Origin of the sequence: Prevotella sp. AM34-19LB (assembly GCF_003468525.1) — a bacterium.
GTDB lineage: Bacteria > Bacteroidota > Bacteroidia > Bacteroidales > Bacteroidaceae > Prevotella.
Genome location: NZ_QSIG01000007.1, coordinates 63,291 through 87,463 on the forward strand (window position 1 = coordinate 63,291; position 24,173 = coordinate 87,463).

General features: G+C 47.8%; 15 protein-coding genes and 5 pseudogenes. 12 read left to right on the forward strand and 8 right to left on the reverse strand.

Annotation, left to right across the window (positions count from 1 at the left end; all coding sequences use genetic code 11):
- Positions 1-134 precede the first annotated feature (134 nt).
- Positions 135-590 carry a hypothetical protein gene (locus tag DW830_RS03700; RefSeq protein ID WP_119248913.1) on the forward strand — a complete coding sequence of 152 codons (456 nt, stop codon included), beginning with the start codon at positions 135-137 and terminating at the stop codon, positions 588-590.
- On the opposite strand, the pseudogene DW830_RS03705 reads toward DW830_RS03700, so the two are convergent.
- Positions 544-2,687 (reverse strand): annotated as a pseudogene (locus tag DW830_RS03705) (BamA/TamA family outer membrane protein). The gene DW830_RS03700 and the pseudogene DW830_RS03705 overlap by 47 nt on opposite strands.
- Before the next feature lie 130 nt (positions 2,688-2,817).
- Between DW830_RS03705 and DW830_RS03710 the strand changes: the two are divergent.
- From DW830_RS03710 to hisB, 3 genes and pseudogenes are all read left to right on the forward strand, one after another.
- A pseudogene (locus DW830_RS03710) lies at positions 2,818-3,572 on the forward strand (RNA methyltransferase).
- Between the two features lie 181 nt (positions 3,573-3,753).
- The gene (locus tag DW830_RS15645) at positions 3,754-4,251 is read left to right on the forward strand and encodes a hypothetical protein (RefSeq protein WP_147487190.1); all 498 of its coding nucleotides are present in this window, start codon (positions 3,754-3,756) and stop codon (positions 4,249-4,251) included.
- Positions 4,252-4,305: 54 nt separating this feature from the next.
- Positions 4,306-5,381 (forward strand): annotated as a pseudogene (gene hisB / locus DW830_RS03720) (bifunctional histidinol-phosphatase/imidazoleglycerol-phosphate dehydratase HisB).
- Between the two features lie 60 nt (positions 5,382-5,441).
- Here hisB and DW830_RS03725 read toward each other — a convergent pair.
- Entirely contained in the window at positions 5,442-6,503 is a 1,062-nt protein-coding gene (locus tag DW830_RS03725; protein WP_119248915.1) for a porin, read from the reverse strand.
- 308 nt (positions 6,504-6,811) lie between these two features.
- Here DW830_RS03725 and DW830_RS03730 point away from each other — a divergent pair, with 308 nt between their 5' ends.
- The 6 genes and pseudogenes from DW830_RS03730 (at position 6,812) to DW830_RS03755 (ending at position 12,586) form a co-directional block, all read left to right on the forward strand.
- Positions 6,812-7,489: a leucine-rich repeat domain-containing protein gene (locus DW830_RS03730; RefSeq protein WP_119248916.1), complete on the forward strand. Its 678-nt coding sequence runs from the start codon at positions 6,812-6,814 to the stop codon at positions 7,487-7,489.
- 22 nt (positions 7,490-7,511) lie between these two features.
- Positions 7,512-9,537: pseudogene (locus tag DW830_RS16880) on the forward strand (RNA degradosome polyphosphate kinase).
- Between the two features lie 15 nt (positions 9,538-9,552).
- Positions 9,553-10,458 carry a Ppx/GppA family phosphatase gene (locus tag DW830_RS03740; RefSeq protein WP_119248917.1) on the forward strand — a complete coding sequence of 302 codons (906 nt, stop codon included), beginning with the start codon at positions 9,553-9,555 and terminating at the stop codon, positions 10,456-10,458.
- Between the two features lie 140 nt (positions 10,459-10,598).
- Complete coding sequence (locus DW830_RS03745; RefSeq protein WP_119248918.1) at positions 10,599-11,105, forward strand: RNA polymerase sigma factor; 507 nt, start codon at positions 10,599-10,601, stop codon at positions 11,103-11,105.
- Positions 11,106-11,189: 84 nt separating this feature from the next.
- Positions 11,190-12,125 (forward strand): hypothetical protein, encoded by a 936-nt coding sequence (locus DW830_RS03750; RefSeq protein WP_119248919.1) that lies wholly within the window; start codon positions 11,190-11,192, stop codon positions 12,123-12,125.
- Between the two features lie 38 nt (positions 12,126-12,163).
- Complete coding sequence (locus DW830_RS03755) at positions 12,164-12,586, forward strand: hypothetical protein (protein WP_119248920.1); 423 nt, start codon at positions 12,164-12,166, stop codon at positions 12,584-12,586.
- On the opposite strand, the gene DW830_RS03760 is transcribed toward DW830_RS03755, so the two are convergent.
- Together DW830_RS03760 and DW830_RS03765 are read right to left on the reverse strand one after the other, a co-directional pair.
- Positions 12,570-13,256, reverse strand: a complete 687-nt coding sequence (locus DW830_RS03760; RefSeq protein WP_118201233.1) for a response regulator transcription factor — start codon at positions 13,254-13,256, stop codon at positions 12,570-12,572. The two genes, DW830_RS03755 and DW830_RS03760, sit on opposite strands and share 17 nt — an antisense overlap.
- Positions 13,257-13,290: 34 nt before the next feature.
- Entirely contained in the window at positions 13,291-14,709 is a 1,419-nt protein-coding gene (locus DW830_RS03765) for a sensor histidine kinase (RefSeq protein ID WP_158573428.1), read from the reverse strand.
- A 162-nt stretch (positions 14,710-14,871) separates the two neighbouring features.
- On the opposite strand from DW830_RS03765, the gene DW830_RS03770 reads away from it, so the two are divergent.
- Positions 14,872-17,088: an outer membrane beta-barrel protein gene (locus DW830_RS03770; RefSeq protein WP_158573429.1), complete on the forward strand. Its 2,217-nt coding sequence runs from the start codon at positions 14,872-14,874 to the stop codon at positions 17,086-17,088.
- A 51-nt stretch (positions 17,089-17,139) separates the two neighbouring features.
- Here the strand turns inward: DW830_RS03770 and DW830_RS03775 are convergent, their stop codons facing one another.
- Positions 17,140-17,538, reverse strand: coding sequence for an FKBP-type peptidyl-prolyl cis-trans isomerase (locus DW830_RS03775; RefSeq protein WP_022121977.1), 399 nt, complete (start codon positions 17,536-17,538; stop codon positions 17,140-17,142).
- A gap of 85 nt (positions 17,539-17,623) precedes the next feature.
- Positions 17,624-19,365, reverse strand: a pseudogene (locus DW830_RS03780) (ATP-binding protein).
- A 122-nt stretch (positions 19,366-19,487) separates the two neighbouring features.
- Here DW830_RS03780 and DW830_RS03785 point away from each other — a divergent pair.
- Positions 19,488-20,774 (forward strand): NAD(P)/FAD-dependent oxidoreductase, encoded by a 1,287-nt coding sequence (locus DW830_RS03785; protein WP_119248923.1) that lies wholly within the window; start codon positions 19,488-19,490, stop codon positions 20,772-20,774.
- A 1-nt stretch (position 20,775) separates the two neighbouring features.
- Here the strand turns inward: DW830_RS03785 and DW830_RS03790 are convergent, their stop codons facing one another.
- Both DW830_RS03790 and DW830_RS03795 read right to left on the reverse strand, forming a co-directional pair.
- The gene (locus DW830_RS03790; protein ID WP_119248941.1) at positions 20,776-21,780 is read right to left on the reverse strand and encodes an alpha/beta hydrolase; all 1,005 of its coding nucleotides are present in this window, start codon (positions 21,778-21,780) and stop codon (positions 20,776-20,778) included.
- 136 nt (positions 21,781-21,916) lie between these two features.
- Positions 21,917-23,962, reverse strand: coding sequence for a hypothetical protein (locus DW830_RS03795; protein WP_119248924.1), 2,046 nt, complete (start codon positions 23,960-23,962; stop codon positions 21,917-21,919).
- Between the last annotated feature and the right edge of the window lie 211 nt (positions 23,963-24,173).

Consider the following 24,173-nt stretch of genomic DNA (forward strand, 5'->3'; position numbering starts at 1 on the left):
AATTGTTATTTTCCCTGCAAAGTTAGCAAAAAAGATTCTTATTACAAAGTTTTTTACTATCTTTGTGCCCAAAATAAGCAAATAAATAGAAATTTTAAGAATTCGAAAACATGATTAGGAAAACAATATCCTGTATGGCAATCGCCGTAGCAGCCATACTGACAAGCGTTTACACCCTTACGGGATGCCAATCTCATCAGGGTGACGAAAATCAGCTGGAGAATGACATTGACTCATTCGCCACCTACTACTTCAACTGGCAGTTCCCCAAGACTCAGAAGTACTGCACCCAGAGCTCGGAACCCTGGCTACGCTATGCTGCCAGCAACGTGCATCAGGCGGATGTAGATCTGCTGCGTGCCAAGGCTGAAGATGCCACGGTAGAAATCAACGACATCGACTTCAGCGACGACGGAGCAAACGCCACCGTCAGCATCACCGTATATAATTTTCTGCAGATGGACACCATCGGGCAGGAAGCCCACCTCGTAGAAGAGGCCGACTTCCACCTGCCGATGCGTATCGAGAACGGGGTATGGAAGATTAGAATGGTAAACCTACCGCGAAGTGAAAGGCGAAATCACGACTGAGCTTTGGGTGAATGATCGCCCAATGCTCATCCCCACTCTCGTAGGCAGGATTGATTGCCTTCATACCCATATCGAATCGGAGGATGAAATAATCGAAGTTCAACCTCAGACCCATACCATACGCCGCAGCAATCTGCTTGTAGAACTTATTTAACTTAAACTGTCCGTTAGGCTGCTCATCATATTTTCTGAGCGTCCAGATATTACCAGCATCCACAAACAGGGCACCTCGAATTTCCAGAACAAAGGGGTGCGGTACTCGGCATTCAGGTCGAGCTTCATATCACCCGTCTGGTTGATGAAGTCGATGCGCCCGTCATTGCCCTTGTATCCGCCAGGTCCCAGCTCTCTTACGCCCCAGCCTCTCACCGAGTTGGCACCACCCGAAAAATACCGTTTCTCGAAAGGCAGCACCTTGCTGTTGCCGTAAGGATACGCCACGCCAATGCCTGCATGCAGCGCCAACACGTTACGGTCGTCGAAGCGCACCAGATGGGTGTAGTCGAAATCAGCCTTGGCATACTGGGCATAGGCGATATTGATGAAGGTACGCTGTCCCTGAGAATTTATCTTGAAATTCAGCGCCTTGGAGAATGCGCTGAGCAGATTACCCGAAGACTCTACATTCAGTCGGAAGGCATCTACCCCATCGCTATAGGTCAATCCGAATCCCATCTTCATGATGAAGATATCCTCGTAGTTATAGCGCAGGATGGCATTTCTGTTATCTACATCATCCAGATAGTCACGTTTGAAAGTCTCTGAAATCCAAGGCATATACACATAGTTGAGGTCGAGCAGGTCGAATCGCCAGTTGAGATGATGGCGGGGTTCAGCCCAGCGGTAGCGCCATGCCATGGAGAAGACGCGACGATGGAACTCCGGACGGTTCTGGAGGTCCCAGGCCACCGAATACTCCGTATTGGCAGTCTGTCTTCTTCTGAAATTCTTAGACAGCAGCGGTGCCACGAAGCGTGGGAACACCAGCTTGCTCTCTATCGAATACTCCTGATAGTTCTGGTCCTGATAGCCCTCCAGTCCGGTGATAGCCTCGTAGGCACCACGCAGCTCGATACTCAACTGTTCGCTACCCCGGAAGAGGTTTCTGTTGGTATAGGTGAGTGAAGCCGCAGCACCCAGGTCGCCAGCCGTATTGGTTCCTTCCGGCTGGAAGGAGATGGTAGAAGGCTTGTTGGTGCTGATCTGGATATTGCAATCGAGCTTTCCGCTATCGGGAGCTTCCACGAATCGGATATTGGTATATTTCACCGCCTGCAGGCGTGCGAAATTATTATACGTACGTTGCAGGTCAGAGGCGCTGTAGGGACTTCCCTCCTTCAGGGCAGTGGCATTCAGGAGCACCTGATGGCGCAGGTGGATGCGGTCGCTGTCGTTGCTGAGATAGTTGATTTTCCTGATCTCGTATCGTGAGTGCGGGGTTTCCGGCGCATTACTGTTGGCCTTGTAGTTCATCAGATGCAGGGTAACGCCGATGTCTTTCCTGCCCGTGATGGTATCAGCAGAAAAGTGGATGAAATCCTTGTTGAAGCGGAAGTATCCATCATCAATAAGGAGATTGGAAATACGCTTGCGCTCATTATCCAGCGCCTCTACCGTGAAACGCATTCCCGGCTTCAGCATCTGGTTATCAGGATTATCCAGCTGCAGTCTATCCTGTATGTTCTTATCCTCAATGTCATATTCCACCTTGCCGATGAGGAACGGCTCACCGGGATGCAACAGATAGGTGGCATCCAGCTTCGGGGCTTTCTTCCGCTTGGTAGTATAGAGGGATACGCCAGCGTGCAGGAATCCCTGGTTCTGCATCGCCGTGAGCAGGTCCTGGCAAGTGAGTCGAGCCTGGATGGAATCATAGATGACGGGCTTCTTGCTGAACGGGTTTTTAAAGAGTGCAAAGAGCTTCGGCTTCTCTTTCTGTCGCACATACTGCTTGAGCGCCCCTGCATCATATTCCGCAGAGTCGCTCTTCACTTCCACCTTATTTAATATATACTCTCCCTCCTGCACATACTTGCTGGCAGAACATCCAGCCAGAACCAGTGGCAGGGCGAGAACTGAAATCTTCTGTATTTTCACGAATCTAATCCTTTTAGATTGCAAAGATAGTGTAAATCGAAGGAAATACAAAATATTTAGCACTTTTTATTTTGTATTGTCTGCTTTTTATGCTACCTTTGCATCCATTAAAGATTAGAAACAACAACAAATGATTAGCAAGAATAAGATAAAATACATTCGTTCGCTCGAACTGAAGAAGAACCGCAACAAGGAAGGAAAGTTCGTGGCGGAAGGTTTCAAGGTAGTAGATGACCTGCTCGCCCTGCAACCAGCCGACCTCATTGTGGCTACCCAGGAGTGGCTCCACGGCAAGCACCTTGCGGCTCAGACAGAAGTGATAGAGGTGACCGAGGAGGAGCTGAAGAAGGTGAGCTTCCTGCAGCATCCGCAGCAGGTGCTGGCTGTTTTCGGACAGGCAACATCAGGAGATTACTCTATTAACACCAACGAACTGAGTCTGGCGCTCGATGGCGTACAAGACCCGGGCAACCTGGGCACCATCATCCGCATTGCCGACTGGTTTGGCATCACCCACATCTACTGCAGTCAGGATACTGCCGACGTGTATAACCCGAGGTAGTACAGGCCACGATGGGCAGCATAGCGAGAGTGAAGGTGGAATATGGCAACCTGCTGGCTCTGGTGGAGTCATTGCCAGCAGATGTACCCGTATATGGCACCCTGCTCGATGGCGACAACATCTATCAGCAGCAGCTGGAAAACCGGGGACTCATCGTGATGGGAAACGAAGGAAAAGGCATTTCGCCCGCCCTTGCCAAGAAGGTGAACCACAGACTGCTCATCCCGAACTTCCCGGAAGGAAGAGCCACTGCCGACAGTCTGAACGTAGCTATCGCTACAGCCATCACCTGCTCTGAATTCAGAAGAACTAAATCATTATAACTATGGAAGTAAATGAATTATTTAAGCAACGCAGCATAACTGCCTGCATGAAAGCATCCTACAATACCGTAACGAGCGATATCCGTTCGCTCGTCAAGCAGACCTGGGTTACCCACGTACCTTTCGCAGTATTGCTGGCAATCGTACTTTACTTTCTCCTCCCCAACAAGTCGCTTCACGATTGGGGAGAAGCGAATCCGATGGCTTCATTCATATTGCAAACCATCATCTACGCAGCCACCCTTGTGATGGCGACAGTATCATTCTGGCATCTCCTGCCCCACAAGCAGCTCTGCCCTCAGGGCGAAAAGCGCAAGCCAGGCAGATCGCTGGTCCGCATCCTCCGCCACTTCGGAGGCTTCCTCATGACCTGCTTCCTGGGCATGATGATCGTAGCATCGCCACCTTTATCGCAGCCGTGCCTACCATCATCCTCATCATCGCCCAGCTCTACTCACAGTTGGGTGCACTTCAGGGCGATCCGCTCGGCGTACCGGGCTATTTCACCCCACTCCTCTTCCTCGTCTTCACCCTCACCAGCCTGCTCATCATCTATGCCCTCACCTGGCTCGGCATCGCACTGGCTTACCAGTATGCATCCTACAAGGTGCAGGATGAGGAAAAGAAAAAACTGAAGGAGAGTCAGCTGCAGATGGCTGCAGAAATGGCTGCAGAATAAAAAAGGAAAACAAGAAGTATTAATCATATTAACATAAAAGAGATAGAAAGAGACATGAAACAGACAAGATTACTCTTCATCGACCGCGACGGAACCCTGATTCAGGACCTGCGGACGAACAGATTGACAGCTTCGAGAAGCTGGTATTCACCAAGGGCGTATTCCGCAACCTCGCCTTCATTGCCCAGCACACCGACTACGAGCTGGTGATGGTGAGCAACCAGGACGGACTGGGCACCGACTCCTTTCCGGAGAACACCTTCTGGCCTGTACACAACTTCATCATCCAGACCCTGGAGAGCGAAGGCATCCACTTCGCCAAGCAGCATATCGACCGCCACTTCCCGGAGGATAACTCGCCAATGAGAAAGCCAGGCACGGGCATGCTGACCGAATATATCGACAATCCAGCCTACGATATGGCAAACAGTTATGTAATCGGCGACCGTGAAACCGATGCCCAGCTTGCAGAAAATCTGGGTTGCAAGAGTCTGATTCTCGGAAAAGACGGTATGGACTGGGATAAGATTGCAGAAATTCTCTTTGCCGGCGACCGCATCGCCGAGGTGAAGCGCACCACCAAGGAGACGGATATCTACATCAAGGTAAACCTCGATGGCAGCGGCAAATGCGACATTTCTACCGGTCTCGGCTTCTTCGACCACATGCTGGAGCAGATAGGCAAGCACGGCATGATGGACCTCACCATCCACACCAGGGGCGACCTCTATGTGGATGAGCATCACACCATTGAAGATACGGGTATTGCCCTGGGCGAATGCCTGCTGCAGGCGCTGGGCGACAAGCGTGGCATCGAAAGATACGGTTACAGTCTGCCGATGGATGATTGTCTCTGTCAGGTGGCATTGGATTTCGGTGGTCGTCCATGGTTGATCTGGGATGCCGAGTTCCACAGAGAGAAGGTGGGCGAAATGCCAACCGAGATGTTCAAGCATTTCTTCAAGAGTCTGAGTGATGCGGCAAAGATGAACCTCAACATCAAGGCTGAGGGCGAGAACGAGCATCACAAGATAGAAGGCATCTTCAAGGCGCTTGCCCGCTCGCTGAAAATGGCGGTGAAGAGAGACATCTATCACTTCGAGCTTCCTAGCTCTAAGGGAATGCTGTAATCAATTGACAATTGATAATAAAAGCGACAAGATTCACTGAATCCTGCCGGGCTTTTATTATCAGAACTTTGTCATGAACTCCACAACAATCTTATCCTTTTCTGAAGTCTTGGCAATGCCACCTTTGCGATAGAAATACTTCTCGTAGTTGATACGGATATCCGAGATGAATGGCTTGGCAAGGCTCAGGGTTACACCGCCCGTAACACGATGGCGCTTGTAATCGTTGATCTTCAAGGCACCAGGCTCTGTATCAGAACCCCCATATCGGATACCATCACTGTGGTCGCTCATGAAATCATATCTTGCCAATGGCGAAACCTTTCTGATGATGCTCTTCTGATTGCGAACCGGAATATCATAGCATACGAATCCATCGAAAGCATGCACATCGTGGAAGGCATCCTTGCTGTAATGCTTGTAAAGATACTCTGCCTCTGCTATGAAACCACCCTTGTGGAAGGTGATACCGCCATCATACATCGTTACCATAATATCAGATGGCTTGATCTTCTGGGTACTCAACACCAGGTTCACATTCGGAAAGAGGAACTGAGCCTTGGCAGAATAGTTAACGCCCTTGGTCCAGTAATCCTTCTGGTTGGTCAAGCCCGAACCGTTGAAGATACCGGCATTCACCACGATAGGGAAACCTACATTCCAGGTATATCCGATTTCAGCACCCACGTCGCGCACATTACCCACCTGCTTGGCGATGAACGAACGGTTGGCGAAGTACTGCTGATGAGGAGAACGGTGAGCATCGATGGTGAATGGTACACGCTCCTGACCGATGGTGAACTGCAGGGTCTTCCAAGGCTTGATGCGTGTATAGGCATCGAGCATCTTGATCTTACCCTCGTCGCAGAGGTCGATTTCCGCCTTATAGCTTACCACGGGTGTTATATTGCCAGCCACATTGATACGTGCTGTGCGCACCTCGAAACGTCCCTCCCCCTCTTCGGTCTGGTACTCATATTTAGAGCGGATGGTTCCACCAATGGTCATCGACTTGGCGAATTCCTCAATGCCCTTCTCCAGAGAGCTGCTTTCTGAATTCTGGGCATTCATTCCCATCGACACCATCGAGAGTGCCATCAACAAATACGTTTTCTTCTTCATTTCTTACCTTATTATTATATACACGTAAATCTGATTTTGCTTATTCCGAATGAAATCTTTTCCTACTGATGCGGAAAGACATCTTCTTCATTTCGACTGCAAAGGTAAGAAGAAGATATTTCTACCGTAAAACATAAGTATTACAAAGATGTTACATCACACATTTGTAACACCCGTAATGCTTCTGTAATATCAGTAATACGGTCGTAACATCATCGTCATAAACACGTAACTTGATTTTCTCCCCCGTTTGAAAATATCGCCGTACCTTTGCACCCGGAAAAAACAACATTAACATATATAATAGGATGAAGGAAAACAAGAAAGCAATCCTAGATATTCTTAAGAAGAAATCTAAGAAAGACGGTAAATTTGAGAACTTAGTGCTCAATCTCGCCTTGCAGAAGATTGACAGCGACAGTTTTGAATTCGATGGCGATGCAGTTTACACCAACGACAAGAAGCGCTTGGTTTATTGCATGAGCCAGGAAGCTAGCTTTGCCATTCCAGAGGGAGTGGAGATTATCGGCGAGATGGCGTTCCGCGGCAAGAAGGCCCTCAAGAACATCATCATCGCCAACAGCGTGAAGGAAATTGAGCACGATGCTTTCTACGATTGTGACGAATTGGATAACGTTTATGTGCCTGCGGGCGTAAAGGTGGTAAAGAGCTACGCCTTTGCAGAGTGCGACAAGTTGAAGAAGGTTACCTTTGCAGGTACTCCTAACAAGGTGAGCCGTCATGCCTTTGCCGACTGCGACCAGCTGCACGACATCATCGTGCCTGTAGGCAGCAGCAAGTTCTTCCGCAAGGAACTCCACTTTATCGACGGAGACACCGATTACCTGGTTTTGGAGAATCTTGAAAAGAAGGTTGATTCTGAAAAGAAGGTTGAAAAGAAGGCTGATTCAGAGAAGAACGCTGTTTCTGAAAAGAAGGCTGATTCTGAGAAGAAGGCTAAGAAAGAGCCTGCAAAAGTAAAGTAACTCTAAAGATTAAACCAGTGAAATCATGACTAAAGAAGATATGATGAAGAAAGCTTATGTAGAACGCGACATCAGTTGGATGTACTTCAACCATCGCATTCTGCAGGAGGCAGAGAAAGAGTATGTGCCACTGTTGGAACGCCTCTCTTTCCTCGGTATTTACTCCAACAACCTCGACGAATTCTTCCGCGTACGAGTAGCATCGCTCAACCGAATGCTCGACCAGAAACTCGACAAGGATACCGAACAGCAGATTAAGAAATCTCTCAAAACAATTAATAAACTCAATGAATCTTATTCGAAAGAATACACTGAAGCGGTGGATACAGTTTTCCGAGAGCTTGAAGTACACAAGGTTCGCCTGCTCACCGAAGACCAGCTCAACAACGAGCAGAAGGAGTTCCTCACGCAGTTCTTCTACGACAAACTCAATGGCTCTGTCAACCCTATCTGGCTCAACGAGATAGACGACCTCTCCGCACTGGAGGACAACCGCATCTACCTAGCCGTAGAGAAGAGTGAGGATGACAAGAAGAAGAAATATGCCGTAGTAAAGGTACCGGATAGAGTCTATGGACGCTGGGTAAAGGTGCCGGGAAGCGATGGTTTCGACAACATCATGTATCTGGACGATGTAATCAGATACTGTCTGCCTCTGGTATTCCTCGGTTTCAAGAAGAGCACCTACCGTGCCTCAGTTTCAAGTTTACCAAGGATGCCGAGATGGAGATGGACAACGATGCCGACTTCGGCACCATGGAAAAGATTGCCCTGGGTGTAAGCAGCCGCAAGAAGGGTGAAGCCGTACGCGTGATCTACGACCAGGAGATGCCGAAGGAACTTCAGAAGAAGCTGCGTGAGCGATTGAACACCAAGGAGTTGGATGCTTCTCTAGCTGGCGGAAGATACCAGAACCACAAGGATCTGATGTCGTTCCCAGATTGCGGCCACAAGGAACTGAAGTACGAAAAATGGGCTCCTATCATGAAACCGGAATTCCTCTCAAACGAGAGCATCCTCGACCAGATTCGTGAGAAAGACCGTTTCATCCATGTACCCTACCATAGCTTCAACGGCTACATCCGTGTGCTCCGTGAGGCTGCAACCAAGCCCGAGGTGAAGGCCATCAAGACCACCCTCTATCGTCTGGCCAAGGATTCAAAGGTAGTGAAGGCACTCATCACCGCTGCCCGCAACGGCAAGAAGGTAACTGCCGTGGTAGAGCTTCTGGCACGTTTCGACGAGGAGAGCAACATCAAGTGGAGCAAACGCATGCAGGAAGAGGGCGTAAACGTGATCTTCGGTGTAGAAGGACTGAAGATTCACTCCAAACTGCTCTATATCGAGTCAAAGAAGGGTAACATCGCCTGCGTGGGAACCGGAAACTTCCACGAGGCAACGCCAAGATCTATACCGACTATCTGATGATGACCGCCCGTACCAAGCTGGTGAACGAGGTGGCTAAGGTATTCGATTTCATCGACCGCCCATTCTCACCATTCCGCTTCAACGAGCTGCTCGTATCTCCTAACTCCATGAAGAGCCGCATCCTGCGTATGCTCGACACCGAGATCAAGAATGCCAACGAAGGCAAGGAGGCTTGGGTGAAGATGAAGATCAACCACATCACCGATACCGATATGGTAAGCAAACTCTATCAGGCTTCAAAGGCTGGCGTAAAGATAGACATCGTAATCCGTGGCAACTGTTCGCTGGTGCCAGGCATCGCCAAGCTCAGCGACAACATCCGCTGCGTGGGCATCATCGACCGCTATCTGGAGCACAGCCGCATCCTCATCTTTGCCAACGGAGGCAAGCCAAGATACTTCATCGGTTCTGCCGACTGGATGCCTAGAAACCTCATCAACCGCATCGAGGTGCTCACCCCGGTATATGACGAGGATATGCAGGCAGACCTGCTCCGCACCATCTCCTACGGCATGAGAGATACGATGAACGGCCGAGTGGTAGATGGCAAGGGCGGCAACGAGTTTGTAGAAGGCGAACCATTCCGCAGTCAGGAAGAACTCTATAAAGCTTATAAATAATAACGCATATAAATAATGATGAATTTAGCATCCATAGATATCGGCTCCAACGGAGCCCGACTCCTCATCAAGCGCTTCGATCCCGAGGCAATCCGAGAGGAAGACCGCATCAAGAAACTCATGTTCATCCGCATCCCATTGCGATTGGGTAAGGATGTTTTCACCCTGGGAAAGGTTTCCAAGGAGCGTGAGAAGATGATGCTCCACATGATGAAGGGCTTCAAGCAATTCATGAAACTCAACGACGTAGAGGCATTTCGCGCCTGTGCCACTTCAGCCATGCGCGATGCCGAGAACGGCAAGAAGGTGCTCAAGAAGATAGAGAAGCAAACCGGCATCAAACTCGAAATCATCAAGGGTCAGGAGGAGGCACAGCTCCTCTACAACAACCTGGTAGAGAAAACTGACTCCAACGAGGGCAGCTTTGCCTACATTGATGTGGGCGGTGGTTCCACGGAGGTGAGCATCATCCACGACGGTGTGCTCGCCGAGAGCTATTCCTACAACATGGGTACCCTGAGAATGCTGAGCGGCAAGGTGACTGCCGAAACCGAAAAGCTCTTTAAGGAGAACCTGACGAGATATGCCGAGCAATACGGCGACATCAGGATCATCGGTTCGGGTGGCAACATCAACAAGTTGAACAAACTGGCACGCCACAGCAAGCAGGACGCCAAGAACCTGACGCTTGCCGAGCTGAAGCGCCTCTACTCGATGATGCAGCCCCTGAGCATCGAGGAGCGCGAGATTTCCTTCTCTCTGAAGGAAGACCGTGCCGACGTCATCATTCCTGCCGCTGAAATCTTCCTCAAGGCATGCGAATACCTGAAGTGTGAAAGCATCATGGTGCCCAACATCTCACTCGCCGACTCCATCGTGGATGGACTCTATGAGAAGATGATGACTAAAACAGAAGAATAATCCACTTCATCCACAAATAAAATAAAAGATATGTCTATATCTCAATTTTTTATGCTATCTTTGCACGGAAATGTGCGAAGGTAGCATTTTTTTTGTTTACCTTCCACCTCTTCTTGCGTCATACACATAAAAAGAAACAAATGGAAGAAACAGAATTTGAACATATCGTCCAGGAAATGCGCACCAGGTTGACGGCACATTGTCAACGCTATCTCTCGGCAGGAACCCTTGCCGAAGAAGCCGATGACATCGTGCAGGAAACCCTGGTGAAGCTCTGGAAGATGCACGAAAGGCTCTCTGAATACCAGAGCATCGAGGCCCTAGGTATGACGATAGCCAGGAATCTCTGCATCGACCATCTGAGACGCAACAAAGCCCAGACGACATCGCTGGAACAGATGAAGCATCCTGCAGAAATCTGTACGGCAACCGAGTGTACCGACCAGAACATTATTGGTGAGGATACGCAAAGGCGACTCGACAAAGCGATGGACAGACTTCCGGATACGCAGAGAAAAATGCTGCTATTGAGAAGCGAGGGAAAGAGCCTCGATGAGATTGCCGAAATCTGCGGTGCCAACAAGACGAGCACCAAGACGATGATTTCTGCAGCAAGAAGATCATTGCTGAAAATGATGAAATCATAAAAGGCAGGAAATGATGAAAAGGAAATTCTTAAAAAGGAAATTCTTAAAAGGAACTCTAAAAAAGGAACTCTAAAAATGAAAGAAATGAAGAAACTAGAAGATATAACCTATCGCCATGAGCTGATAGAGCGCTACCTCGATGCGGATACCAGCGTGGAGGAAGAACAGGCATTGGCTGAATTCTATCGCCATTGCGAGGATAAGGATTTAACGGATGAGGATCTCGACATCAGAAACCTGATGCTGGGAATGGAGAACTATACTCCGAATTTCCATCAAACAGAAATGGAAATGATGGAAGAACTGGACGGAAAAGAAGAAATGTCCCTTGCTGCTTCCAAGAAGCACGAAACAAGATGGGTACGCCTCTCTGCGATACTTCTCGCTACGGCGATGCTGGCAGGCCTCATCTTCCTGCTCTTCCCTATCAAGGATTATTTCTCATCCTCTTCTGAACAACCTGGTTTCACCAACCTGATTCCTACAGAGCAGGTGGTTCGCTCGCAGCCATCTTCCGAGGATGGAGACGGGAATCTGAATGCGTACGAAAAGATGGAACGTGCCGACTCCCTCTTCCTGGCAGCAACCCAGGATATCGTGACCCCGCAAGAAATGAAGTCAAGCAAGATTGCCCTTACCAAAAGAAAGGATATTGCAGAAAGAAGTGAGAACCATGCAGGGAAGACTGCAGAAAATACAGAAGAGACCTCTTCTGGCAATACGGAGAAGACTGCAGAAAATACGGGGAAGACTTCAAGAAAAAATGAAAAGACTTCCGGCAATGCCGAAGAGACCTCTTCTGAAACAGAAAGAAGCATTCATGAAGATTTCAATCAGATTTATGAAGTAGCCTCTGCCGCCCTGCCTTCTGCCGAGCAGCTGACCATCAACCGCCAAGGCGAAAACATCGTTATCTCCACCATCGACAACGATGGCAACTTGCAGCATTACACCATCAATATCAAAGAAACACAAGATGGTAGTTATCAGCTACTTCCATTGGCACAGTTAAACGAATGATAAAACATTTCACGCTGAATTATAAACATTTCACGCTTATGAAAAAGTATATTTTCACCATTGCATTTGCCCTGCTGGGCATAACCAGCAGTATGGCATCCAAGGCAGATACCCTGCGTATCTACAGCATCGACGGCGAGCGCATTCCAAACTTCACCGGCAAGGAACTCATCGGTAAAACCATCAAGAATTACCAGATAAACACCAACGTCCTGCCGGCACCCAAAAGAGATGTGATAGAGATTCATATCATCACCACTACCACACCTCCTGCCCCCAAGCCAGACCCTCACTATCTGATCAAGGGCAGAGAGCAGGAGCTGACTAAAGAGGAATTCTACAAGATTTCTCCCAGCAAAATCAAAGCCATCGAGATCTTGAAAGAGGGCACCAAAGCCATTCAGGAAAGAGGTCTGAAGGAGGATGGCAGAAGCTACATCATCGTTACTCTGGAGAAATAACAGATAAGACGTATCCCTTTTTCTTCAGCGACTCAATCTTAACGGTCGCATCATGCTGAAGAGCATGGCGAAGATACGTCATCTGCACATTCACAGCCAGGGAGTTGGCATAGCTCACGGTACCCCACACCGCCTCCTGTATCATCTCCTTGCTTACTACATTGCCGATATTCTTCGCCAGCAGACGGAGGATGTCGGCTTGTCGGCTGGTGATGAGCACACGAGATGAACGGGTACGAAGCTCATTGTTGTTATAGCAGAAGGTGGTTTCTCCGAAATGATACACCTCCTCTTCTATCGTCTCACTCTCATTCATGGAGAACCGCTCCTCTATTCTTGCCAGCAACTCTTCCGGATAGAAGGGTTTGGCAAGATAATCGTTTGCCTTCAGGGAGAAACCTTTCAGTCGATCGTTCTTCTCCGTACGGTCGGTGAGGAAGAAGATAAGCACCTTCGGGTCGATGGCTCTGATGCGTTCTGCCACCTCATAGCCATCCATCTCCGGCATATTGATGTCGAGCAATACCAGGTCGGGCTTCACTTCCGGGAACTGTTCCCATGCCTTCTTGCCATTGCCGGCATAAGTCACATCGTAGCCATGCTGCTGCAGGAAACTCTTCAGCAACATGGAATACTTCAAGTCATCGTCTGCAAATAATATCTTGATCATTTTTTCTGTTGTTTATAGCGTTAAACCGGATGCATCAGGAGTGCTGCGGGATGACGATTGAAATTCTGGTTCCCTTGCCCACTTCGCTCTGCATCATTTTTCTACCCCCATGGGCCTTCACAATCATATCCACAAAACTCAAACCCAATCCGATGCCCGGCTGCATCATATCCGGGTAAGCATTGCTGCGATAGAACTTCGTCCAGACTCTCTGCTGTTCATCGGACGAGATGCCGATGCCATTATCAGATACAGAAATCATGACTTCCTCCTTCTCGGTATCTCGGCAGGCAACATGGATATTGACTATGTCGCCGGAATACTTCACCGAGTTCTCCATCAGATTACTGACCACATTCAGAAGCTGGTCTCTATCTCCCCTCATCCTATCGGCAGTGCGCAGGTAATCGAGCGAAACATTCACCTCCTTCTGTCTGTTCTTTCGATACACAGCCACCAGATTCTGCAAGGCGGCATGGATATCGAAAGAAGTTATCTGGAGCGGGATATGTTCCTCTGCCCTGATTACTTCACGAAGTTTGGCGAGATAGGCGGTCAGGTTATCGCTCTCCTCTCTTACCGTCTCCATGATGAGAGCATTCTCATCCTTCTCATCTGTCTTTTGAGCAGAGAATACGGATACACACATCTTCAGCGTCTGCACGGGGCGCTTCAACTCGTGAATCATCGTATGCACAAAGTCGCTTCGCATCTTATCCACCTTCTTCTGCAGAAGCATCACCTTGATGAGATAAGCTATGCTCAGGAGAAGCATGATGGTAACCAGGAGACTTCCTATCATCTGCCACATCATTCCCTTCAGGATGGGCAGCATCGGCACCTGCATCCTCATTTGCATCGACTGATACTGGATAGGATTGAAAGGCACTTCCACCAACATTTCGTGATGAAACAAGGTAGGAGGTTCCACGATTCTTGTCTGCCACAGACGATGCTTTCCCGTCTTCATCTCTGCCCCGATGAAATCATTGCCCAGTTTCCTACTGATGAAACGATCAAAATGCGCCTTGTCAAAGCGGGTAAGCTGGTAAGTGATGTAAGTACTCAGGCAATCAAAAGAATTGTTGGAATCCGTCTCACGCAAATCGAAAGTATCTCTCTTCTGCATCACGTTGCTGAATCCCGGCTTGCTATACACCACTCCACCTATGATTGTATCCGTATCCAGCGGAGAGCAAACCGTTGTAACGGGACGCTTGTAGTCTGAAAAATATGCCGTGACGACATAACCGATATGTGATTTTTCTTTTACCGCCTCTCCGATATTTGTCTGATAAGTGACTATTGCCTGTTCCGCCTTTTCGGCGTTTTTCTTCCCCATCTCTCCCATCGAATAGGTTACACTATTGTAGAGCCAATAGGTCTGCAAGCCTATCAGCAGGAAAGAGGAAAGGATGGCGAGCAGCCAGACTTGTTTGATTCTTCTATTCATATCATTTTTTCTTTTTTCGATGCAAAGGTACGAAGATTTCATTATATATAATAAGGTGAAGCAAGATTATTTTGCCAGCGTAATGTTTCAGTAATGATTATTTGCGATTTTGAGCCCGAAAAGCTGTTACTTTGCAGACGAAAACAAAAAACAAGGAAGAAAATGAAGAAAGAAACAGTTTTATGCGCGATGCTAGCTACCGCCACCTGTGCTACAGCACAAAATGGGAAATTCCCGACATCTGGAGTTTCCGCAGACTCGGTACAGACGGAAAAAGATTCGATCAAAGCTGATAAGGAGGCTGAGACAAAAGCTGATAAGGAGGCCGAGATTCAAGCCGTAACCGTAATAGGTCATCGCCCGATGTACAAGATGAGAAACGATGCCCTGGTTACCCGTGTCCGCAACACTCCTTTGGCAAAGGAGCCAACGCTGGAAGATGTATTGAAGCACATCCCCGGCATGAAACAAACCGCCGATGGAACTCTGGAAGTAAACGGACTGGGAGCACCCACCATCTATCTCAACGACAAAAAGGCTACCTCTGCCGAACTCTCTCATCTCGATGTGAAGCTGATAGATGAAATAGAACTCATTACCACTCCTGGTGCAAAATATGATGCAACGACGGGAGCCGTACTGAGAATCCTGACGAGAAGAACAGACGAGGGTATATTCGGCAAGATGCAGGTGTATGATAAGTTGAGCGAGGTGAACACCAACCACGAGGAATTGACTCTGGGTTGGGTAACGAAGAAGATTTCGCTCACAGGATTTTACGGCTACACAGACAACCGATACAATGTGCATCAGCCACAGGAAGCGCTCGTAAGAGCCAAAGATGGCGAATATCTCTTCGGAACCGACCGCCATGGCAAGAACAAGGCAAATTATAACGCTACAGAACTCAACTTCGACTGGTTGCTCAGCAAGCAACACGAAGTGGGAATACAATGGGAAGGGCTTTGGCTGAATGGCGGCAGAAGCGAGAAACAGCAGCAGTACTATCGCTATCCTAACCCAGCAGGAGAAGATACAAATAGAGAGATGAAGCTTTCTGATGCGGATGGCGAGATGAAGTATTTTGATGCGGAGAGCCAGCAATGGGGACACCAGCGCAGTCACCACTTCAACCTCTTCCATCTGGCTAAATGGTCGAAGCATTTCTCATCACAGATTTATCTGGACTATGCAAGGAACAAGAATTCTGACAGCCAGCCTATCACGGAGAAAGAAGGTAGCGAGATGCAGGAAACCCTCAACCGTTCCAATTCCAACTACGATATCTATAGTGGAAGAATTGAAGTCAAGCAACTCATCTCTGATAAACATTCCATCAACTATGGTGGCGAATGGAGCCTGATGGAAGGCAAGGGAAAAACCGAAAGTTCTGCCGATATGCTTGGAACTACGGAATACAAAAACCACGATACCAAGACGGCAGCTTACCTGCAATATCAGGGTGAAGCTGGCAGATGGAGCTGGTGGGCAGGCATCCGATACGAGCATCTCACATCCCGATACACCAATCTGTCGGAGGAATCTCCCGACAATATGGAGCGCCATTACGACCAGTGGTTTCCATCGTTCGGTATCACTCTCAAAGAACCGTCGTGGCATCACTCGCTCAGCTTCCGCACTACCACCGCCCGACCTTCTTTCAGTCAGCTAAGCGGGAACATCTACTATACCTCGCGCTTTCAGTATCAGATCAGTAATCCGAAGCTACAGCCTGTCAACACCTATCGTCTGACCTACTCCGTGCAGTGGAAAGACTTCATGGGAATGCTGAGATACACCCGTACCGACCACTCCATCATGTATGTGCATAAAGTGCCGGAAGACAAGCCCGTAAGATACGTGAGTACATTCATGAACTTCAACAAGATGCAGAAATACATGACATATCTCAACTGGGGTCACGTCTTCGGCTGCTGGCGCCCAAATGTAAATGCAAGCATCACTTACCAGCGCTTCTCCGTAAATGATCATGGAGAGCTAATCAGCTATAACGGAGCAACTTGGAATGCATCGTTTGATAATTACTTCACGCTACCAAACGAGTATCAGCTGTCGCTCTTCTACAGTTTTGACAACGGAGGACAAGTGGGAAAAACGAAGTTCAGCCCCACTCAGAACTGGAGTCTTGGTGCCAACAAATCGTGGATGGACGGCAGATTACAGGTTGCCTTCAGTGCCAACGACCTCTTCCATCAGCAGCTCTTCAAGGAGCGAACCCACGAGCATGCCGTTGACTTCTCCCAGACTGAGGATTACAAGCTATGGAGCTACAAGTTGACCGTAACCTGGAAATTCAACAAGCGTAAGGGAAGATACAACGGCATGAACAGTGCGGAAGATGAATTGAACCGACTATAGCCGGACAAGACTCTCTTATCTTAATGATCTTTATAATTTCAAGTATCCGGGTTATCCCACACCCAGCAGTTCTACTTCGAATATCAGGGTAGAACCGCCTGGGATGCCCGGCTGCGAGAACTTGCCGTAGCCCATCTCGGCAGGGATGTAAAGTTCCCACTGGTCGCCCACGTGCATCTGCTGCATGGCAACAATCCAGCCATCTATCAGGTCGCTCAATCGCATGGCGAACGGCGTACCGCCACGGCTGGAATCAAACTTCTTGCCATTGATGGTCCAACCGGTGTAATGGGCCGTTACGATGCTGCGTCGGCTAGGCTGTGCTCCCTTCGGGTCGCCCTGCTTCAACACCTTATAATATATACCACGAGGCAGCGCCATAACGCCCTCCTCCTTTGCCTTTTCCTCCAGCCAACGCTTGTTGGCCTCAACATATTCTCTTTTTGCCATAAAACTTTATTTATATCCTAAATCTAAAAATAATCTATAGGGTTATCTTATTACCCACTTTCACACCTTTTTCACAACACCTTTTTCACACCTCTTCCATACGAATCAGATTCCAGCCATCAAACTGCATGATAATCTTATGCAGTTGGGTACCTTGTCGCAAGGCCTCTACCTTGGAGCCACGGCATAACGATTGATTTGATCTTTAGCTGCATCCCACTGCTCTCCTATCATCTTCTCGAAAGTTTGTTTCGAAATTCCCTTTTCTTTCTTAGGCACAAGTTTCAATTCTATGATATAACTGTGCTTGGTAGGATAACGAGACAAGTTTGGCAAGAGGAAGAAATCGCAATAGCCATGATTCAGTTCTAATTCGGGGGCAGTATAATAATAATTGTTCAAACTAAGGTAGGCCATAAAGAAACCTTGCAGATTTCGCTCACCCCCGATGGTATCGCGCACCGAAGAGACTTCGGCGTATGCTTTTGCCATATGCCCCAAAGCCTCACACCAATTCCCCTGGAATGCCATGTAAGTGAACAAAGTCTTGAGCTCATCAATATTTACATGCTTTACATCCTGATATTCTTCCAGCAAATACTCATAATATTGCTTGCGAACATTGTTGTTGGGAATACCCAGTATCACCTGGTCGCCAAAAGTATCCTTGATGGTCAACATTCCATAATAGAAAAGCAGACTTGGGAACACGCCGGGGTCGGTAATGGAACGGGCAGGAAAAGTTTCACGAAGATTCGTGATAATCTGCCCCGTCTCAGCAATGGTGCGAATTACTCCCTTGCGGTCTCCATCCAGCTTATCCAACTGCAAAAGGCGCTTCATCTTATTATAGTCGGTCTTGGTATTCGGATCTATCATCTGCTCTGGGGCAGCCCCCGTGCTTACATACGTGCGAAGATAATAAAGCACCATATCACAATTAAACACCTTGCTCTGCTTATCTAATGCCATCTTTGAAAAGCAATAGTTGTCGTACCACGGCTTCATTTCCGTTACCATTCTCTGAATATCACAGTCAGCAGGCAGTTTTCCTGCCGTTTTGTAATACCCAAACAGTTCCATCACATCCTCCTCGGAGAAGCCGAGCATTTGATTAAACTTGAGTTTGGTAGAGATATGCCATCCTATATTGAACCCACTGGTAACATCATCGAGCGTAACAGGACTTACACCCGAGATGAAGATACGACGGCAAGTACCCTTGAACTTCTTGAAGATGTCGCGATAAAAACCCTCTGCATGAGTTATTGCCCAATACATGTCCTCACCCTGCTCATTGAGCACGGTATTGGTAAAATTATCGTATTCGTCTATGATGAGATAAACATCCAGTCCTAGCTTTCTGTTCTCATCGTTTATCATATTGAGTTTCTCTGTTGCTTCAGTAGAAGCCAGCACCTTTCCTACAAAACTCTCAGAATAGAAGTCGCGATAAATATCAACAAAGCTGTCTAGCTTGATACGACAATAACTGTTGAAGTTATCCTCCAACTTCTCTATTGTTCCTCCCACCTGCGAAAAGTCTAGATGCAAGACGAGAAACTTGCCCTGCAAAGGTGTGGGATGCTTGCCTATCCAGAGATTGCCAAACCATTGCTGGAACTTATCCTTGGTATGACAATCGTAATAGGCATGCAACATACTTAAGAATATGCTCTTTCCAAAGCGGCGAGGGCGGATAAAGAATAAACTATCCGCTTCTTCTTCCAACTGTGGAATATACATAGTCTTATCTACATAATACTGATTCCGTTCCATCACGTCAACGAAGTCAGATACGCCGTATGGTATTCTCTTTGCTTCCATGTACTGATATTTTTGCGCAAAGTTACAAAAATCTATCGTATCTGCAAAAGAAAAAGGGGAACTTTTCGTCTTTTATCAAAGAAAAGCAGTACCTTTGCACCCTAATCATCAAAAAATACGATATGCCACAATCACTACATATTGCAATTATTGGTGGGGGTGCCGCAGGATTCTTTGCGGCGATAGAGGCCAAGCGCAACTTCCCTCACGCCGACATCACTATATTCGAGAAGAATTCGAAGGTTCTCGCCAAGGTGGAAATCACGGGAGGAGGAAGATGCAATCTTACCAATTCCTTTGAGGAGATTTCCGACCTGAAACAGGCGTACCCCCGAGGACATAAACTGATGAAGCGACTCTTCAAGAGATTCGACTACCAGCATGCCTTCGACTGGTTTGAGGAGAACGGCGTGCCACTGGTTACGCAGGAAGACCAGTGCGTGTTTCCACAATCGCAGGATTCTCACAGCATCATCGACTGTCTGGTGAATACCGCCAAGCGACTGGGGGTGAAGATACAATGCAACCACCAGCTCACCGCCATCACCGAACTTGAGGATGAGCGCCTGCTCCTAGATTTCAAGATTTCAAAAGGAAAGGGAAATCTATCGGGTGCATCTTCTGCCTCTCATCCCGTTTCCGAAATCAGGCAGATTGCCTTCCACCGGGTAGCCATCACCACGGGCGGTCATCCGAAGCTGGAAAGCTTCAAGCATCTCTCAGACTTGGGACATGCAATAGAGCAGCCTATCCCATCGCTCTTCACCTTCAACATTGCCGACAAGGCTTTCAAGAATCTGATGGGCACGGTGGTAGAACCTGTATATACCAGCATTCCGGGCACCAAACTGAAGGCAGAGGGTCCGCTCCTCATCACCCATTGGGGCATGAGCGGTCCTGCCGTGCTAAAGCTCTCATCCCATGCAGCCCGCTATCTACACGAGAACAATTATCAGATCAGGATTTCCGTAAACTGGGTACACGAAAGCAATCGCTCGCTGGTGGAAGAGAACATCCAGGGCATCATCATCGCCAACCCACAGAAGCAGCTGGCAAGCATCCGCCCCTATAATCTGCCATCCCGCCTCTGGCTCTTCCTGATTCAGAAGATGGGATATGCACCCGAAAAGAAATGGAGCGAAATGGGAAAGAAGGGTTGCAACCTGCTGATAGAAACCCTCACCAACGACCTCTATCAGGTGAATGGCAAGGGAGCCTTCAAGGAGGAGTTTGTTACCTGCGGCGGCATCAGCCTCAGCAACATCGACCTGCACACTCTGGAGAGCAAGGTGTGCCCTCACCTTTTCTTTGCCGGAGAAGTACTCGACATCGATGCCATCACCGGCGGCTTCAATCTGCAGGCCGCCTGGACCACGGGGTATGTGGTGGGACAACATATCGGAGAATAGCCTATTCCTCTTTCGAAACAAAGTCTTTCACGATGCGGGTGTATTCCTCGTGATGGTCGCGATATGCCATGGCATGAACGGAGCCTTTAGCGATGAAGATGGCTTTTCTGCCTTTCGTCTTTGTCTCATAAAGCGGATGAAGCATGGCGTAGGGCACGAAGGCATCCTTGTCGCCATGGATAAAGAGCATCGGTTTGGTACTCTTGCGAACCTGCTCTATCTGCTGAGCCTCGGCAAACGACCAGCCGTAGCGATGCTGGCAAAGGGCGGAAGTGGTATTCATCAGCGGGAAGGCAGGCAAGCCAAACTGGTCTTTGAGCTGAGCGGAAAACTCATCCCACACGCTGGTATAGCCGCAGTCCTCCACAAAGCACTTCACGTAATCGGGAGTCTTCTCTCCCGATACTGCCATCGTGGTTGCCGCACCCATCGAAATACCATGAATCACCTGCTGAGTATTCTTCACTCTTCGTTCTTCACTTTTCACTTTAAAAATCTCATTGGCGATTTCCGACCACCTGATCACATCCCATCTATCCTTCCATCCCATCTGGATATGGTCGCCCTCACTCTCTCCATGTCCATACAGATCTGGCAAGAGTACATTATACCCCATATCGTGATTATAGAGATAGGCGATGTGCAGCATTCCCTCGGAGCGCACCTGATAGCCATGTACCACCACGGCAGTCTTTTCCGTAGTCTTCGGTGCATAGAGATAGATGGCATGGGCCTTGTAGCCCGATGGCATCGTGACAAAGGTATCCTTCACGCAATGGTGCTGATACACGGAATCCATCCAGCCAACCATCCAGGGGCACTCGTTCTTCATTCTGTTCTTCCAATGCTCAGCCGTCATTCTCTCCTCCTTCGGATAGTTGAGCGAATAATTGAGCATATAGTTGCTGGCGCCATACAGTCCCAGCACCACAAGCACCACCAAGCCCAAAGCCGAAGCGATGCCTATCTTTCTCATCCTTTTCTGTTTCATCTTCTTCTGTTTCATCTTCTTCATTCTTATTGCTATTACATATATCTATTATAGACTTTCCGCTGCAAAATTAAGGAAAAAGATGGAAATGGCAAAGAAACAGAGGGAAAAATCCTGTAAATTCCACAGCCAACGACAGATTCATTCAACTCTACTCCACTCTTAACAAAGAGCTGTTTATATTCTTATTAACATCCTTCTCTACTTTTTGGGTCTTCCTGCCAAAGTCTAAGGAGTAAGCAACCTTGATGCTGGCATATTGCGAAGCCGTCTGGTCTTTGATGCTCTTACTGTAACTGCAGATAGGCAAATCCAACCAATATTGCTTCTCCTGCTTTTTGAAAGGCGATACTACCTGAAGTTCTACATAGAGGTTGCCCCTGCTGTAAGAACACGACATTCCATAGTCGATAGGAGTCTTGCTTATCACCAAAGCTGCTTCATCCAAAGACTTCTTGCCAAAATGAAGGTAAGGCTTCAAGGCAAAATCACCCATGAACATATTCAACCCAAGATTACCCGTCAAATTGTTGTTATGCTTCGACCAGGTAGTCTTCACCTCCGCATGGTTATATCTGATATCTCCCGACAGATTGGCAAACTTACACAGTTTGTACTGCAAAGCGAGGATAGCAGAATAATATTGAGCATTTCCACCGTTCGAGTAAGTCTTCACTATTTTCCCGTTTGCTTCATCCAGGTAATAATCATCAGTTACAGGATGATGATTGTAACGGAATTGTCCGATGGCAGAAACACTCAACCTGTTGAAACGCCCCATATAATACAAATAGGTGTTGATGTCATGCGATTTCTTCAGTTCGGGCATTCCCTTTTCCATCATGTGGGAATTGACCTGAATCATAGCCCGATTGATGACATCCATACCATGATTGGAGTTCACAAAGTTGAATGACCACAAGAGCATTCCCTTATTCAGCTGGTATTGCACATTCGTATTGATGCGAGGAGACAGTTGGCTAAAACTGTTGTCTCCATGCAGATGATATTGAAGCCAATCCAATCCGATGCGGGTTTTCAGGCTCAAGCGCCTGCTAGCCTGGAAATTATAGGAGAAGAAAGCCAACGACTCCCCTTTCCACAGATGCTGCCAAAGTTCGCAATTGCCGGAATAATCGGCATTCCAGACATCGTGATAATGAAACAATTCCACGGATAAGGAATGCTTTTGAGAGAAATAATTATAGATGGCAGACAGCTGGAACGACAGCGCATTCTCGTCTTCATCGGTCATTGCCTCGAAAGGCTGTTCCTGGTAAAGACGATGATAGGAGTTGGCAGAATACTTGCCATGTACTCCCAAGGTAAGCGTCTGATTCTTGCTTAATGGCAAGTTGGCGTTCAGGTCAATCTTAGGAGACAGACTCTTCTTCCGGATATTTGAGAAGATGTCCGTCTCTGTGCTTTCCTTCGCAAAACCAGAAGATGCATTTCTTGGAGTAGAGAGGTTGACGAGCGTAAACTTGCCCACCCAATATCTCTTTCCCTTCTGGTTCTGATAGCGGAACTGCATATATTCCTGATGATTCTGGTAAGAATTCTTACTATAGCTCTCCCTATCAAATAGGGATTGTGGAAACTGATAGTTCTCTTTGTTCCAGGTCTCAGTACCATCCACATGACTATAGTTTGCACCAACAAACACAGTATAGGAATTGTTACCTTTTACATAATTGGTGGCAACGTTATAGTCGCCATGGTCATATCCTATCATCTGCAGTCCGTCAGCCTGCACATATCCTCCATATCGGTATTGTTTGGTGATGAAGTTGACGACAAGCTTATCCTTGGCGTATTTTCCCGATGGAGCATCATGATATTCTATCTTCTCGATGTCACGAGGACGGAGCATCTGTATTTCCCGGATGTCGCATTCCTGCCCATTCAGATACAAGGTGGCTTGCAGTCCCATCACATCCACCTGATTCGACTTTGCATCGATGATGAGTCCTGGGATATTCAGGTTTTCCAACACCCCGAATCCATTGACCGCATGTTTTCGTTGCTGGCTGTTGGGATAGATGACGAGATGATCACCCACACGACTGATATTGGAGGCTGATACCACCACATCATCCAAAGCTTTAGTAGAGACAATAGAGTCCTTCCCAGTGTTCTGAGCGAACACGGGCACAGCAGCCATCAGCAGTCCAAAAGAGCAAAAAACCGTCTTCATTCTTACAATATGTTTTTATTTCATCATTATCTAGTACAAAAGTACACATTATTATCCAAAGCCATTACATCTCTTCCGTTAAATTTGTATAACTGCATCAAATTACCAATTCCATCCAGTTCTTCATCCCTCCTACCCGGAATGCATTCCCATGTTTTGTTATACATCATCTCTTAAAAAAACTAACTCATAGAGATAGCATCCAAAAGTC

Excerpts from the sequence above, each read along its gene's own strand:
- DW830_RS03795 (WP_119248924.1), bottom strand. The coding sequence starts at position 23,962 with ATGAAGACGGTTTTTTGCTCTTTTGGACTGCTGATGGCTGCTGTGCCC.
- DW830_RS03745 (WP_119248918.1), top strand. The coding sequence starts at position 10,599 with ATGGAAGAAACAGAATTTGAACATATCGTCCAGGAAATGCGCACCAGG.
- DW830_RS03785 (WP_119248923.1), top strand. The coding sequence starts at position 19,488 with ATGCCACAATCACTACATATTGCAATTATTGGTGGGGGTGCCGCAGGA.
- DW830_RS03770 (WP_158573429.1), top strand. The coding sequence starts at position 14,872 with ATGAAGAAAGAAACAGTTTTATGCGCGATGCTAGCTACCGCCACCTGT.
- DW830_RS03740 (WP_119248917.1), top strand. The coding sequence starts at position 9,553 with ATGATGAATTTAGCATCCATAGATATCGGCTCCAACGGAGCCCGACTC.
- DW830_RS03730 (WP_119248916.1), top strand. The coding sequence starts at position 6,812 with ATGAAGGAAAACAAGAAAGCAATCCTAGATATTCTTAAGAAGAAATCT.
- DW830_RS03760 (WP_118201233.1), bottom strand. The coding sequence starts at position 13,256 with ATGATCAAGATATTATTTGCAGACGATGACTTGAAGTATTCCATGTTG.
- DW830_RS03725 (WP_119248915.1), bottom strand. The coding sequence starts at position 6,503 with ATGAAGAAGAAAACGTATTTGTTGATGGCACTCTCGATGGTGTCGATG.
- DW830_RS03790 (WP_119248941.1), bottom strand. The coding sequence starts at position 21,780 with ATGAAACAGAAGAAGATGAAACAGAAAAGGATGAGAAAGATAGGCATC.
- DW830_RS03755 (WP_119248920.1), top strand. The coding sequence starts at position 12,164 with ATGAAAAAGTATATTTTCACCATTGCATTTGCCCTGCTGGGCATAACC.
- DW830_RS03750 (WP_119248919.1), top strand. The coding sequence starts at position 11,190 with ATGAAGAAACTAGAAGATATAACCTATCGCCATGAGCTGATAGAGCGC.
- DW830_RS03765 (WP_158573428.1), bottom strand. The coding sequence starts at position 14,709 with ATGAATAGAAGAATCAAACAAGTCTGGCTGCTCGCCATCCTTTCCTCT.
- DW830_RS03700 (WP_119248913.1), top strand. The coding sequence starts at position 135 with ATGGCAATCGCCGTAGCAGCCATACTGACAAGCGTTTACACCCTTACG.
- DW830_RS03775 (WP_022121977.1), bottom strand. The coding sequence starts at position 17,538 with ATGGCAAAAAGAGAATATGTTGAGGCCAACAAGCGTTGGCTGGAGGAA.